Origin of the sequence: Bacillus sp. NMCC46 (genome assembly GCF_002998465.1) — a bacterium.
Lineage (GTDB): Bacteria > Bacillota > Bacilli > Bacillales > Bacillaceae > Bacillus.
The window spans coordinates 20,188-35,030 of the sequence record NZ_PVQZ01000010.1 but is presented as its reverse complement, the minus strand read 5'-3'; the positions used below and the strand labels follow the sequence as shown (position 1 = coordinate 35,030).

Below are 14,843 nucleotides of genomic sequence, written 5' to 3'. Positions count from 1 at the left end.
AAAAAAAGTTTAAAAAAAGAGCAGGAGAATCACCACAATCGTTGAATACCTAAGTAATGCTTTTATATTGGGAAAAGGTGGTGAACTACTGTGGAAGTTACTGACGTAAGATTACGCCGCGTGAATACCGATGGTCGCATGAGGGCGATTGCATCCATCACGCTGGACCACGAATTTGTTGTTCATGATATTCGTGTGATTGATGGAAACAATGGGTTGTTTGTGGCAATGCCTAGCAAACGCACGCCTGATGGAGAGTTTCGCGATATTGCACACCCAATTAATTCAGGTACTCGGGGTAAAATCCAAGATGCTGTATTAAATGAATATCATCGCTTAGGCGAAGAGGAAGAAACAATTGAATATGAAGAAGCTGGAGCTTCTTAATCATATGTGAATCCAAAAAGACAGCTTTAAGAGAAAATGGAATGTTTTCTTTTAAATGCTGTCTTTTTTGCGTTTTTTCTCTTGTTTCTTATGTCTTTCAACCATTAGAAAATTATTGCACTTCCTCTTGTATCCTTGAAATCAGTCCTTATTTAGGATATATTTTTCTATGGATAATAGGGATATTGGAGGCCAATCAATGGATAAGCGGTTCGCAGTGATTTTAGCAGCGGGAAAAGGAACGAGAATGAAGTCAAAGCTATACAAAGTACTTCATCCAGTTTGCGGAAAGCCAATGGTCGAGCATGTGGCAGATGAAGCGTTAAAGCTTTCTTTAGCCAAGCTAGTGACGATCGTCGGTCATGGAGCAGAGAACGTCAAAGAGCAGCTTGGAGACAGAAGTGAGTATGCACTTCAAGAAGAACAGCTGGGAACAGCACATGCCGTCAAACAAGCAAAGTCGTTCCTTGCGCAGGAAAAGGGAACAACCATTGTCATTTGTGGTGATACGCCATTATTGACAGCGGAAACAATGGAAGCTATGTTGAGCGAGCATCAAAAACATCAAGCGAAAGTCACTATTTTAACAGCACATGCGGATGACCCGACAGGTTATGGTCGTATTATTCGTGACGAAACCGGTGCTGTCGTGAAAATTGTGGAGCATAAAGATGCGAATGATGCGGAACGTCAAGTGAATGAAATTAATACAGGGACCTATTGTTTTTCAAATGAAGATCTCTTCCGTGTGATTGAGCAAGTATCGAATGAAAATGCACAGGGTGAATACTATTTGCCAGACGTCATTGAAATTTTAAAGAATGAAGGGCAAACGGTTGCAGCATATCAAACACCGCATTTTGAAGAAACACTTGGAGTCAATGATCGTATCGCTCTATCACAAGCAGAGCAATTCATGAAGCGACGTATTAATCATCAGCATATGAAGAATGGTGTGACCTTGATTGATCCTGAGAACACGTATATTTCACCAGATGCTGTCATCGGTGAAGATACAATCATTTATCCTGGGACGGTCATCAAAGGGAATGTGAAAATCGGTGCAGACGCTACTATTGGGCCAAACACTGAAATTGTTGACAGCATCGTCGGAGATCGCACAGTGATTAAGCAATCTGTCGTCTGCGATAGTGAGGTTGGAGTCGATGTGACAATTGGGCCGTTTGCTCATATTCGCCCGTTGTCGAAAATTGGCGATGAAGTGAAGATCGGGAATTTTGTCGAAATCAAGAAAACGGTTTTCGGTGACCGCAGCAAAGCATCTCATCTAAGCTATATTGGAGATGCAGAGGTCGGAACTGATGTAAACCTTGGCTGTGGATCTATTACAGTCAACTATGATGGGAAGAACAAATTCTTAACGAAGATTGAAGATGGCGCTTTTATTGGCTGTAATTCAAATCTCGTGGCACCAGTCACTGTCGGAAAAGGGGCATATGTTGCAGCTGGTTCAACGGTTACAGAAGATGTACCGCAGGATGCATTGTCTATTGCTAGAGCAAGACAAGTCAATAAAGAAGATTATGTGAAAAATATTCATAAAAAATAATCCAAATACCCGGAGGTTTACCATGTCTAATCGTTATGCTGATGCGAATTTAAAGATATTCTCTTTGAATTCAAACCCTGAACTTGCTAAAGAAATTGCCGATCGTATCGGAGTTGATGTAGGAAAGAGCTCTGTTAAACGCTTTAGTGACGGTGAAGTCCAAATCAATATTGAAGAAAGTATTCGCGGCTGTGATTGTTATGTCATTCAATCAACTAGTGCGCCAGTCAATGAGCACATTATGGAACTGCTCATTATGGTGGATGCACTAAAACGCGCTTCTGCGAAAACGGTCAATATTGTGATCCCTTATTACGGATATGCACGTCAAGATCGTAAGGCAAAACCTCGTGAGCCAATCACTGCGAAGCTTTTTGCGAACTTGCTTGAAACAGCAGGTGCTACTCGTGTCATTGCACTTGATCTTCATGCGCCGCAGATCCAAGGTTTCTTTGATATTCCAATCGATAACTTAATGGCTGTGCCAATCTTAACAAACTATTTCGAACAGAAAAATTTGAATGATATCGTCGTTGTGTCTCCAGACCACGGTGGTGTGACACGTGCGCGTAAAATGGCAGACCGCCTGAAAGCGCCAATCGCTATTATCGACAAACGTCGTCCGAAGCCAAATGTTGCTGAAGTGATGAACATCATTGGTAACATTGAAGGCAAAACGGCGATTCTCATCGATGATATCATTGATACGGCTGGTACCATTACACTTGCTGCAAATGCACTTGTGGAAAATGGAGCGGCTGAAGTATATGCTTGCTGTACTCACCCAGTATTGTCTGGACCAGCAGTAGAACGTATCACAAATTCTAAAATAAAAGAATTGGTTGTGACAAACAGTATTCACTTAACAGATGACAAGAAAGTTGAAAAATTCATTCCGCTTTCAGTTGGGCCTTTGCTAGCAGAAGCCATCATCCGTGTACATGAAGAAGAATCTGTGAGCTACCTTTTTAGCTAATTTTCTGATTAAAAAAGGCCCTAGGCATCAGCTTGGGGTCTTTTTGCTGTCATCATTCAGAGCAAATAGGTTTAAAATGATTCACTTATGGGTAATTATGAGAGTAGTGACAAAAATGAAATAGGATGGTGCTGAATATGGCAACTTTAAAAGCAAATAAAAGAACTGATTTCAAACGTTCCACACTGCAAAAAATCCGTCATTCAGGACACGTTCCTGGTGTCATATACGGAAAAAATACAGACAACCTGGCTGTTTCACTAGACAGCATCGATTTATTAAAGACCTTACGTGATGAAGGAAAGAATACAATCATCACATTAGACGTGAACGGTGAAACAAAATCCGTGATGGTCACAGAATTACAAACAGATCCGCTGAAAAATGAGCTTGTCCATGCAGATTTCCAAGTGGTCGACTTACAGCGTGAAATTGAAGCAGATGTACCTGTCCAGCTGATTGGCGAATCTAAAGGGGTAAAAGATGGCGGTGTGCTTCAGCAGCCACTATTTGAACTATCCATTACAGCGAAACCAAAAGATATCCCGCAGCATATTGAAGCAGATATTACAAACTTAGAAGTAAATGATGTCCTAACAGTCGCTGATTTGTCTGTTCAGTCATCATATCAAGTGAATAACGATCCAGAAGAAGTCGTTGCATCCATTTTGCCGCCTCAGCAATCAGAGGTTCCTGAGCCAGATAGCGAAGACGAACCAAAAGAACCTGAGGCCATTAAAGAAAAGGATAACGATGGAGAATAACTGGTCATTTAGAGACGTAACCCTCCCGCGGTTGCGTCTTTTGTGCTAGAATGAAAAGAATTCATACGTTATTACATGGGGCAATCCTATTGGCTCATTTTTTAGGCGTGTGCTTTGTGACAAAGGAGGTTATTGGTTTCATGATTGCATTCGTTGGATTAGGTAATCCAGGAAAAGAATATGAAAAAACAAGACATAATGTCGGGTTTATGACAATAGATGAATTATCGAAAAAATGGGACATCCCCTTAAATCAATCAAAATTCCATGGACAATTTGGAACAGGGTTTGTTTCAGGGCAAAAGGTTCTACTTGTAAAGCCGCTTACATATATGAACTTATCAGGAGAATGCGTGCGTCCGCTAATGGATTACTATGATATTCCACTTGAACATTTGAAAGTCATCTATGATGATCTTGATTTGCCAACTGGGCGGATTCGTTTGCGTACAAAAGGAAGTGCAGGCGGGCATAATGGAATCAAATCGTTGATTCAGCATTTAGGGTCACCTGAGTTTGACCGATTCCGTATCGGCATTGGACGTCCTCAAAATGGCATGAAGGTCGTCGATTACGTGCTAGGACGCTTTTCTGAAGAGGAGCAGCCTGACATTGCATCAGCCATTCAGGCGTCTGTCGAAGCTTGCGAGGCGGCTTTAACAAAGCCATTTTTAGAAGTGATGAATGATTTTAACAAGAAGGTATAAGAATGATAAGCAAAGCACATACTGATTATAAAATCTCAGCATGGGAGGATCACGTATGGCTTTGCATTATTACTGCCGGCACTGTGGTGTAAAGGTTGGCAGTCTAGATGAATCCGCTGTTCAAAGTGAAGCACTTGGATTTCATCACTTAACAAATGAGGAAAGAAACGATATGATTTCTTATAGGGAAAATGGTGATCTACATGTACAAACCATTTGTGAGGATTGCCAAGAGGCGCTCGAAAGAAATCCTGATTACCATCAGTATCATACCTTTATTCAATAAAAAGCTTTGGTGTAGATAATAGACCAAAGCGTTTTTCTGTTTTAAACAAGCAGGGAGGAGGAGCCAAATGAAAAATATACAATCATTTATCAAACAAAGTGATGATTTTCAGTCCATTTTTAATGGGCTAAAGGAAGGGTTAAAAGAACAGCTGCTCGCCGGACTATCAGGCTCCGTCAGATCTTTATTTACAGCCGCTATATCAGACGAACTTAAGCGGCCGATGTTTATTGTGACTCACAACTTGTATCAAGCGCAGAAGGTAACAGATGATCTTGCCAGTGTGATTTCAGATCGCTCGGTCCTTCTTTATCCTGTTAATGAACTCATTGCTTCAGAAATTGCCGTTGCCAGCCCTGAGCTCAGAGCACAGCGTCTAGATGTTCTGAACCGGCTGGCGAATGGAGAAAACCCCATTATCGTCACACCGGCTGCAGCGGTGCGCAGAATGCTTCCGCCAGTTGAGCTCTGGAAGGAGAGTCAGATCCATTTAAAGCTCGGTGAAGAAATTGATTTGGAGGCGTTTTCAAAACAACTTGTACAAATCGGTTATGACCGGACGTCGATGGTTGCTGCGCCCGGAGATTTTAGTGTGCGCGGAGGAATCATTGATATTTATTCGTTAACGGAAGATCATCCGATCCGTATTGAGCTGTTTGATACAGAAGTAGACTCGATTCGAACGTTCCACTCAGATACACAGCGTTCATTAGAAACACTTCAAGAGATTAAAATCGGTCCCGCAAAAGAGCTGATTGTGAGAGGTCCTGAACGAGTGAGAGCCATTGAACAGCTTGATCAAGGACTTGCGAAGAGCTTAAAGAAATTTAACTCAGACCAGCAAAAAGAACTGCTTCATCAACATATTTCTGCTGATCGAGAGAAGCTGCTAGAAGGTATCGTGACACAGGAAATGACGAAGTACCTGTCCTATTTCTATGAAAAGCCTGCTAGTTTGCTAGATTACACATCACAGGATACGATTATTATTTTAGATGAAATTAGCAGAATTCAGGAGATGGAAGAACAGCTTGAACAGGAAGAAGCTGATTGGACAATTAGCCTGCTTGAAGAAGGTAATATCCTTCATGATTTATCCCTTTCTTTCCCGTTCCAACAACTGATCAATCAGCAATCGCGGTCTATTCTGTACTACTCCTTGTTCCTGAGACATGTCCAGCAGACAAATCCGCAAAATATCGTCAATGTATCTAGTAAGCAAATGCAGAATTTCCACGGGCAGATGAATGTGCTTGCGAGTGAAATTGAACGCTACAAAAAACAACAATATACAGTTGTCTTCTTAGGTGCGGATGAAGAGCGGACAGATAAACTATCTTCTGTCTTACATGATTATGACATTGAAGCCGCTCTTGCCAAGCCGGACGCCGAGCTTGTAAGCGGACAGGTGTATATTTTACAAGGTGAGCTGCAAACAGGCTTTGAACTGCCGTTATCGAAAATTGCCGTGATCACAGAAGGCGAGCTCTTCAAGAAACGTGTGAAGAAGCAGGCACGTAAGCAAAAGCTGACCAATGCAGAGCGAATTAAGAGCTATTCAGAGCTTCAAGTCGGCGATTATGTGGTGCACATTAACCACGGGATCGGTAAGTATTTAGGAATTGAAACGCTTGAAATCGGCGGCATTCATAAAGATTATTTAAATATTCATTATCAAGGAAGCGACAAGCTTTATGTACCGGTTGAACAAATTGATCAGGTGCAGAAGTATGTCGGATCAGAAGGTAAAGAACCAAAGCTGTACAAACTAGGCGGCAGCGATTGGAAACGTGTGAAGAAAAAAGTGGAAACATCTGTACAGGACATCGCAGATGATCTCATTAAGCTGTATGCGGAACGTGAGGCAAGCAAAGGGTATGCCTTCTCGCCTGATCATGAGATGCAGCGCCAGTTTGAATCAGCGTTCCCTTACCAGGAAACAGATGATCAAATCCGTTCGATTCACGAAATCAAACAAGACATGGAGCGGGAGCGTCCAATGGACCGCCTGCTTTGTGGAGATGTGGGATATGGAAAAACAGAAGTGGCGATTCGAGCGGCCTTCAAAGCCATTGCTGACGGAAAACAGGTTGCTCTGCTTGTACCGACAACCATCTTAGCGCAGCAGCATTTTGACACGATTATGGACCGATTCCAAGACTACCCTGTCAAAATCGCTCAGCTGAGCCGTTTCCGTACAAGAAAAGAAACAACCGAAACGTTAAAAGGGCTGAAAAACGGAACGATTGATATGGTCATCGGCACACACCGTTTGCTTTCTAAAGATATTGTCTATAAAGACTTAGGTTTGTTGATCATTGACGAAGAGCAGCGTTTTGGTGTGACGCATAAAGAGAAAATTAAACAGATGAAAGCCAATATCGATGTACTGACATTAACGGCTACGCCAATTCCGCGTACGCTGCATATGTCTATGCTTGGCGTACGGGATTTATCGGTTATTGAGACACCGCCTGAAAACCGTTTCCCTGTTCAAACCTATGTGGTTGAGTACAATGGCGCTTTAGTCAGAGAAGCGATTGAGCGAGAACTAGCACGCGGCGGTCAAGTGTACTTTCTTTACAACCGTGTTGAAGATATTGAACGCAAAGCAGATGAAATCTCCATGCTAGTCCCAGACGCGAAAGTCAGCTATGCACATGGGAAAATGAGTGAGAACGAGCTGGAATCAGTGATGATCAATTTCCTTGAAGGTGAATCAGATGTATTGGTCAGTACCACCATCATTGAAACGGGAGTCGACATTCCAAATGTGAACACGCTCATCGTCCACGATGCGGATAAAATGGGGCTTTCTCAGCTGTACCAGCTAAGAGGACGAGTAGGACGTTCGAATCGTGTCGCATATGCTTATTTCACGTATCGAAAAGATAAAGTTCTGTCTGAAGTAGCAGAGAAGAGACTTCAAGCTATTAAAGAATTCACAGAGCTCGGATCAGGATTTAAAATTGCGATGCGTGATTTAACGATTCGAGGAGCAGGAAATTTACTTGGTGCACAGCAGCATGGATTCATTGATTCTGTTGGATTCGACCTCTATTCTCAAATGCTGAAAGAAGCCATTGAGGAAAGAAGAGGCGATACAACGGCTCAAGATAAATTCGAACCGGAAATCGATCTGCAAATCGATGCCTACATCCCGGACACTTACATTGCGGATGGGAAGCAAAAGATCGAGATGTATAAACAGTTCAGAGCGATTGGATCAATCGAAGAGAGAAAAGAGCTTCAAGATGAAATGATCGACCGATTTGGTGAATATCCGCAAGAAGTGGCGGACTTGTTCACGATTGCGACGATGAAAGTATACGCAGTGCAGGAACGTGTCGAACTGATCAAGATGGAGAAAGGCATTGTCAGGCTTACTCTTGAAGAGCAAGCAAGCAGTGAAATCGACGGTCAAAAATTATTTGCGCTCAGCAGTAAATATGGTCGTGATATAGGCTTGGGAATGGAAGGCAGCAAGCTGATTATTTCTGTTCAAACGAAAGGCAAGAAGACTGAGGAATGGCTTGAGATCGTTCTGAATATGCTTCGAGGCCTTCAAGAAGTGAAAAAAGAAACCATTCCATCTTCATAAAATTTTGTTTGTCTCTCGTGTATATTACGTTTGATGTGACGGATACTAAACTCAGGGTCAAGTGGTGAATGTTGCATAAAGTGGACGCTTTTGTTCCATTCACCCAACACATCATCAAACGAAAGAGAGGCAGCAGTGAATGAAAGCAACTGGAATTGTACGCCGCATCGATGATCTAGGTAGAGTGGTTATTCCGAAGGAGATTCGCAGAACATTGCGCATCCGGGAAGGAGATCCGCTTGAGATTTTCGTCGACCGCGATGGAGAAGTGATTTTGAAGAAATATTCGCCGATTAGTGAGCTAGGAGACTTTGCGAAGGAATATGCTGATGCATTATTCGACAGTTTGGGTCATTCCATCCTGATCTGTGATCGAGATACGTATATTGCTGTATCCGGCAGTTCGAAAAAAGAGTACTTAAACAAATCCATCAGTGATTTACTTGAACGAACAATGGACCAGCGTAATTCTGTATTAGAAGAAAGCAAAAAAGAAATTCAACTTGTCGATGGTATTGATGATGACGTATCTGCTTATACCATTGCACCTATTGTTGCAAACGGAGATCCTATTGGCGCCGTCGTCTTATTTTCTAAAGAGCGTTCAATGGGAGAAGTGGAGCATAAAGCGGCAGAAACGGCAGCTGGCTTCTTAGCCCGTCAAATGGAACATTAGGTCTAATAATTCTATATCATATAGATAAAACGAAAGAATGCCGATGAAATCATTTGATTTTGTCGGCGTTTTTTATATGGGATGAAACAAAACGAGGAATGTGCCGTCTACTCCTTAGAAAGAAACGGCTTTTCATTCACGTATGATATAATGAGTGCGTTTAACTGTAGATCTATTTTTAAAGGAGTCATCCATGAAAAATGCTGTGAATCAGCCGCATTGGCTTTTCCAGGGTGCGGTGATTTTGACCATCGCAGGCTTGTTATCAAAGGTTCTAAGTGCCGTTTATCGTGTTCCGTTCCAGAACATCGTAGGAGACACAGGGTTTTATATTTATCAGCAAGTGTATCCCTTCCTTGGCATTGCCATCATGCTCGGCACCACAGGGTTTCCTGTCATGGTGTCCAAGCTTCTGAGTGAGCATGGGGAAGAGAATCGAAGGATCATTACAAGGGTATCCTTGGTCTATATCACTTTACTGAGCTTGGTCTTATTTCTTTGTCTTTACATAGGAGCAGGCAGAATTGCGAGCCTTATGGCGGACAGTCAATTAATCCTGCTCATCCAAATGAGTGCTTTCGTGTTTTTATTTCTTCCGCTTACCGTGATGCTGAGGGGAGTTTTTCAGAGTGACGGTATGATGCTTCCAACGGCTATTTCTCAATTGGTGGAGCAACTCATCAGGGTAGGCGTCCTGCTTGTTTTATCCTTCTATTTCGTGAGGCGCGGCTATTCGCTTTATGAAACAGGGGCGGGTGCGGTCTTCTCCTCCATAGCGGGGAGTGCGGCCTCGCTTATACTACTTCTTTTTCTTTGGCTGACATACCGAAAACAGTCTGCTGCAAGTATGACAAGCAAACAGGCGACACTTCGGAAAAAGGATGTTTTGAAGAGTTTGGTGCTGTATACATTCACGATTTGTGTCAGCGGACTGCTCATTTTATGGATGCAAATGGTTGATGCCTTTCATCTGTATGCGTTGCTGCGCAGTGAGGGTCTGAGTGAAGCCGCGGCAAAGGCGGCAAAAGGTGTGTATGACCGAGGACAGCCGTTCTTACAGCTAGGGACGGTGTTTGCCATTAGCATCGGAACCTCTCTTGTGCCATTTTTATCGGCGGCTATGAGGAATGGAGAGCATGAAGCGATAAGGCAAAAAGTGCGTACATCGTTTAAGACCACGTCGGTTTTAGGGATTGGTTCAGCAGTTGGGCTGATTTGTATTCTAGCGTCAGTCAATACCATGCTTTTTCGTAATGACTTAGGCACCGATGCGCTGCAAATATTCTGTATTTCCATCGCATTTACATCGATTGCGATTACGCAAGCAGCTTTACTTCAAGGGCTCGGGCATACTGTGTATCCGGCTGTTGTGGTGATTCTCAGTGTGCTGGTGAAATGGATACTAACGCTTGCACTTGTCCCGCTATTTGGCATCTACGGTGCCGCATGGTCAACCGTATGTGGTTTTCTCGCTGCGGCTCTGCTCAATGCCGTTTATTTGAGGCATAAAGGATGGATTTCTTTGAGAGAGCTGTTCCCAGTGAAAATTCTTTTATCGGCTGCTTTCATGGCCATTGTCTTAATAGGGTATCAGGCACTGTTTTCTTGGGTCATTCCCTTTGAAAAACGTCCTTTTTTCGTTTTAGAGAGCCTGACGTCAGTTTTTATTGGTGGTTTCGCCTTTTTATATAGTATTCTTAAGCTAGAAGTATTTACGGACGAGGAATGGAGACTCATTCCATTAGGAGAAAAGATTTTATATTTTAAACAGATGAGAGGGAATCGAAATGGCAGGTAAGATTACCGTCGTCGGTCTCGGGGCAGGCGACATGGATCAGCTGACGCTCGGTGTATACAAGCAGCTGAAGCAGGCGAAAGAAGTATTTATGAGAACGCAGGATCATCCGCTTACCGCAGAGTTGATGCAGGAGGTCTCATCGCTGACCTTTTTTGATGAAATTTATGAAAAGCACGATCAGTTTGATTCGGTATATCAGGAAATCACTGAAATTTTATTTACAGAGGCTGCGGAACAGGAGATTGTGTACGCAGTACCAGGTCACCCATTTGTCGCAGAAAAGACTGTCCAGCTATTAGTTTCTCAGCAGCACGAACGCGGGATTGATGTGTCTGTTGCTGGTGGACAAAGCTTTTTGGATGCGACGTTTAACTCCTTGCAGATTGACCCAATCGAGGGATTACAATTCGTTGATGCAGGAGATATGAGAGCGGACGATCTGAAATTGACCCAGCATGTCCTCATTTGTCAGGTATATGATCAGCTGACCGCTTCGAATGTGAAACTCACGCTGATGGAAAAGCTTCCTGACGATTATGAAGTCTATATTGTGACTGCGGCTGGAAGCAGTCAGGAACAGATTACTGCCGTTCCTTTATTTGAACTTGATCGAGATGTGTCGATAAATAACTTAACGAGTGTTTATGTACCTCCGATTCAAGATGAAAAGCTGCTTTATCAACAATTTGACACTTTCCGTGACGTCATACGTACATTAAGAGGTCCGGGCGGCTGTCCATGGGATCAAAAACAAACCAATGAGTCACTTAAACCATATTTAATTGAAGAATGCTATGAACTGCTTGAAGCGATCGATGAAGATGATCCAGACCATATGGTGGAAGAGCTCGGAGATGTGCTGCTGCAGGTGTTACTTCACGCCCAAATTGGTGAAGATGACGGCTTTTTCTCAATTGATGACGTCATCCAGCATGTCACAGAAAAAATGATTCGTAGACATCCCCATGTGTTTGGTGACACAAATGTTTCTGAAGCAGCAGATGTGGTCGCCAACTGGGAAAAAATCAAGCAGCAGGAGAAGCCGGAGCGGGCAGCCTCCATTTTGCAATCCATCCCGGCGGCGCTTCCAGCACTAACAAAGGCATATAAGCTCCAAAAGAAAGCCGCCAAAGTAGGCTTTGATTGGACAGATGTGAAAGATATTTGGAACAAATACGAAGAAGAGAAGCAGGAATTTCTCGTTGAAGTGGCAGAGAAGCCGGACGAAAGTGCAACGAAGCAGATGAAAGATGAATTTGGAGATCTTTTGTTTGTTCTCGTCAACATTGGAAGGTTCTATCAGCTAGAGCCTGAAACGGCACTCGCTTCCGCCAACACAAAATTCATGCGTCGCTTTCAGCATATCGAACAAAAAGCAAAGGACATGGGACGTTCATTAGAGGACTTAACGCTAGAGGAAATGGACGAACTATGGAACGATGCCAAACGTATAGAAAGAGGTGAGCATACATGAGACTAGATAAATTTTTAAAAGTGTCCCGTTTAATTAAAAGAAGAACATTGGCAAAAGAAGTAGCTGATCAAGGCAGAATTTCTATTAACGGCACACAGGCGAAAGCCAGCTCTGACGTGAAAGAAGGAGACGAGCTTCAAATCCGTTTTGGTCAAAAACTTGTGACGGTTCAAGTCAACGAGTTAAAGGACACGACGAAAAAAGAAGAAGCCGCTGGCATGTATACTGTGCTAAAAGAAGAAAAAACAGCAGAATAGGGCTTGTTCTAAATGATCCTCCTGTCACATACAATGCAGTAACAATGCAAGTATGAGATATGGGGGATGTATAAATGAATCAATATTATAATCAACCTCAAGGCACGAAGCTGTCATCAGAAGCGGAGCACAATGTCACAATGCGAAACAGAAAGCATTTAGATATTACCGGTGTCAAACAGGTGGAAAGCTTTGATAATGAAGAATTTCTGCTTGAGACGGTCATGGGGATTCTCGCTATCCGTGGAGAAAATCTGCAAATGAAAAACCTAGACGTCGAAAAAGGCGTTGTATCGATCAAAGGGCGTGTCTTTGACTTAATTTATGTAGATGAGCAGCACGGGGAGAAAGCTAAAGGATTTTTTAGCAAGCTGTTTAAATGACGCTGACAGTCCAGTTTTATACGATGCTTTCGATGGTAGCGATGGGCATCTGGCTGGGCGCATCGCTTGATACGTACAAGCTGTTTGTGAATCGGGAAAAGACAGCAAAATGGCTTTTGGTCATACACGATCTCCTTTTTTGGCTGGTACAGGGCCTCTTATTCTTTTATGTCCTGCTGCTGACAAATGAAGGAGAATTCAGGCTTTATATCTTTCTAGCCGTTGCACTAGGTTTTTCGATGTATCAGGCATTGATGAAACAGCTGTATATGAACATTCTCAAGTTTATGATGATGTGTGTGTATCAGACCGCTCTCGTCCTTAAACGGCTGGTTATGTCCATCGTCTTCCAGCCAATCCGCTGGCTGCTGACCTTAATCATAAGTGCTATTATGTTCTTGCTCCACTTGCTCTTACGTCTTGTTCATTTTACGTTTCGGCTCGTGTGGAAGGTGCTGTCTATTGTTTGTTATCCGCTCATCTGGTTACTCAATGTGACCATTATTCATCGGATTCCCGAAAAATGGCGAACATCAATGAGATTGTTTTTCTCAAAAGGAGCAGGAATTTTACAAGGCACCAAGAAATTATCTGGTACCATCAAAACGAAATGGAAACAATTCTGGACAAAGTAAGAGAGGAGGCCTTCAACCTTGAATAAGAGAAAAAGAAATATCGCACAAATTCAAAATGATTACCAAAAACAAATGGAACAGCAAGCACAGCGCTTAAAACGCAAACGCCGTGGACTCCTTAGAAGGCTTACCGTGTTTGGTGTGATTGTGCTCATGTTTGCTGTCTTGGTGACAAGTGCCCTCTGGTCGCAATCGTCCTCATTAAAGGAAAAAGAAGAGAAGAAGGTTGCGCTTGAAAAAGAATTGAAGCAATTACAAACAAAGCAGGAAGATATTTCTGATGAAATTAAAAAGCTGAAAAGCAAAGAATACGTACTCGAACTGGCACGACGAGACTATTATATGTCCAAAAAAGGCGAAAAAATCTTTGATGTGGGCAATAAGAGCGATTAGCCTTGTTGACACTTAAAATTCAGTTTATGTATAATTGAACAAATGAGATTTTTTTATAAGTCTAAGGAGGAGCACTTTTTTTATGTCGATTGAAGTTGGCAGCAAGTTACAAGGGAAAGTTACGGGCATTACAAATTTTGGAGCTTTTGTGGAGTTGCCAGGCGGTTCAACTGGTCTCGTTCATATCAGTGAGGTAGCCGATAACTATGTAAAAGATATTAATGAGCATTTAAAAGTCGGTGAACAAGTTGAAGTGAAAGTGATTAACGTTGAAAAAGACGGTAAAATCGGCTTGTCCATTAAAAAAGCAAAAGATCGTCCTCAACAACAACAATCAAGACCGAGCAGAAATGATTTCCGTCCGAAGGAATCGTTTGAGCAAAAAATGAACAAATTCTTAAAAGATAGTGAAGACCGCTTAACATCTTTAAAACGTAACACGGAATCAAAACGTGGGGGACGCGGAGCAAGAAGAGGTTAACTTGTTGCTGCTTTCTATATATCTTTCACAACAAAGCACCTGCTGTCCGCAGGTGCTTTTTTTCTTGATCCATACGACATTTTTTGAGATTTCGTCATTTAATTTAAAACTTTCTATTGACGGACAAGCGATTCCTTTGTATTATAGATCTTGTGCTTCTTAGCGCATTTTTATTATGGCGGTGTAGCTCAGCTGGCTAGAGCGTACGGTTCATACCCGTGAGGTCGGGGGTTCGATCCCCTCCGCCGCTATCCTTTTTAGTAGAACATAAAAGCAAGGCCCGTTGGTCAAGCGGTTAAGACACCGCCCTTTCACGGCGGTAACACGGGTTCGAATCCCGTACGGGTCATCTTCAAAACAGCTTTCTTTAGGAAGGCTGTTTTTTTGTGTCTTCGTAAAATTCTGATGAAAGACATCGACTTTCATGAAAGTATGCCTCTTTGACGAATAAAGCG

The 14,843-nt window shown here is 42.6% G+C and carries 15 protein-coding genes and 2 tRNA genes; all 17 read left to right on the top strand.

Features of this window, described 5'->3' with window-relative positions; all coding sequences use genetic code 11:
* Positions 1-90 precede the first annotated feature (90 nt).
* Positions 91-387 carry a septation regulator SpoVG gene (gene spoVG / locus C6Y01_RS18405; RefSeq protein ID WP_034324487.1) on the top strand — a complete coding sequence of 99 codons (297 nt, stop codon included), beginning with the start codon at positions 91-93 and terminating at the stop codon, positions 385-387.
* A 199-nt stretch (positions 388-586) separates the two neighbouring features.
* Positions 587-1,957, top strand: a complete 1,371-nt coding sequence (glmU, locus tag C6Y01_RS18400) for a bifunctional UDP-N-acetylglucosamine diphosphorylase/glucosamine-1-phosphate N-acetyltransferase GlmU (protein ID WP_034665711.1) — start codon at positions 587-589, stop codon at positions 1,955-1,957.
* A 22-nt stretch (positions 1,958-1,979) separates the two neighbouring features.
* Positions 1,980-2,933: a ribose-phosphate diphosphokinase gene (locus C6Y01_RS18395; protein ID WP_034665714.1), complete on the top strand. Its 954-nt coding sequence runs from the start codon at positions 1,980-1,982 to the stop codon at positions 2,931-2,933.
* Between the two features lie 137 nt (positions 2,934-3,070).
* A complete protein-coding gene (locus C6Y01_RS18390; protein WP_034665719.1) occupies positions 3,071-3,697 on the top strand; it encodes a 50S ribosomal protein L25/general stress protein Ctc in 627 nt (208 codons plus the stop codon).
* 140 nt (positions 3,698-3,837) lie between these two features.
* On the top strand, positions 3,838-4,404 hold the full coding sequence (gene pth, locus C6Y01_RS18385) for an aminoacyl-tRNA hydrolase (protein ID WP_012008658.1): 567 nt from the start codon (positions 3,838-3,840) through the stop codon (positions 4,402-4,404).
* Positions 4,405-4,459: 55 nt separating this feature from the next.
* Positions 4,460-4,690, top strand: a complete 231-nt coding sequence (gene fin, locus C6Y01_RS18380) for an anti-sigma-F factor Fin (protein WP_003217967.1) — start codon at positions 4,460-4,462, stop codon at positions 4,688-4,690.
* A gap of 67 nt (positions 4,691-4,757) precedes the next feature.
* Positions 4,758-8,291 (top strand): transcription-repair coupling factor, encoded by a 3,534-nt coding sequence (gene mfd, locus C6Y01_RS18375; protein ID WP_034665723.1) that lies wholly within the window; start codon positions 4,758-4,760, stop codon positions 8,289-8,291.
* A 139-nt stretch (positions 8,292-8,430) separates the two neighbouring features.
* Positions 8,431-8,967, top strand: coding sequence for a stage V sporulation protein T (gene spoVT / locus C6Y01_RS18370; RefSeq protein WP_003217990.1), 537 nt, complete (start codon positions 8,431-8,433; stop codon positions 8,965-8,967).
* A gap of 193 nt (positions 8,968-9,160) precedes the next feature.
* Complete coding sequence (locus C6Y01_RS18365) at positions 9,161-10,765, top strand: putative polysaccharide biosynthesis protein (protein ID WP_106038596.1); 1,605 nt, start codon at positions 9,161-9,163, stop codon at positions 10,763-10,765.
* The gene (gene yabN / locus C6Y01_RS18360) at positions 10,755-12,239 is read left to right on the top strand and encodes a bifunctional methyltransferase/pyrophosphohydrolase YabN (RefSeq protein WP_034665730.1); all 1,485 of its coding nucleotides are present in this window, start codon (positions 10,755-10,757) and stop codon (positions 12,237-12,239) included. Before C6Y01_RS18365 ends, yabN begins: the two co-directional genes overlap by 11 nt.
* Positions 12,236-12,496: an RNA-binding S4 domain-containing protein gene (locus tag C6Y01_RS18355; protein WP_008341839.1), complete on the top strand. Its 261-nt coding sequence runs from the start codon at positions 12,236-12,238 to the stop codon at positions 12,494-12,496. The genes yabN and C6Y01_RS18355 overlap by 4 nt, the downstream gene beginning before the upstream one ends.
* Before the next feature lie 74 nt (positions 12,497-12,570).
* Complete coding sequence (yabP, locus tag C6Y01_RS18350) at positions 12,571-12,879, top strand: sporulation protein YabP (RefSeq protein WP_034665732.1); 309 nt, start codon at positions 12,571-12,573, stop codon at positions 12,877-12,879.
* Entirely contained in the window at positions 12,876-13,514 is a 639-nt protein-coding gene (gene yabQ / locus C6Y01_RS18345; protein WP_060595359.1) for a spore cortex biosynthesis protein YabQ, read from the top strand. Before yabP ends, yabQ begins: the two co-directional genes overlap by 4 nt.
* A gap of 18 nt (positions 13,515-13,532) precedes the next feature.
* The gene (locus C6Y01_RS18340) at positions 13,533-13,907 is read left to right on the top strand and encodes an FtsB family cell division protein (RefSeq protein WP_003217952.1); all 375 of its coding nucleotides are present in this window, start codon (positions 13,533-13,535) and stop codon (positions 13,905-13,907) included.
* Between the two features lie 82 nt (positions 13,908-13,989).
* On the top strand, positions 13,990-14,388 hold the full coding sequence (locus C6Y01_RS18335; protein ID WP_003217901.1) for a S1 domain-containing RNA-binding protein: 399 nt from the start codon (positions 13,990-13,992) through the stop codon (positions 14,386-14,388).
* A 177-nt stretch (positions 14,389-14,565) separates the two neighbouring features.
* Positions 14,566-14,639 (top strand) — tRNA-Met (locus C6Y01_RS18330).
* 26 nt (positions 14,640-14,665) lie between these two features.
* Positions 14,666-14,737 (top strand) — tRNA-Glu (locus C6Y01_RS18325).
* The last annotated feature ends 106 nt before the right edge of the window (positions 14,738-14,843 follow it).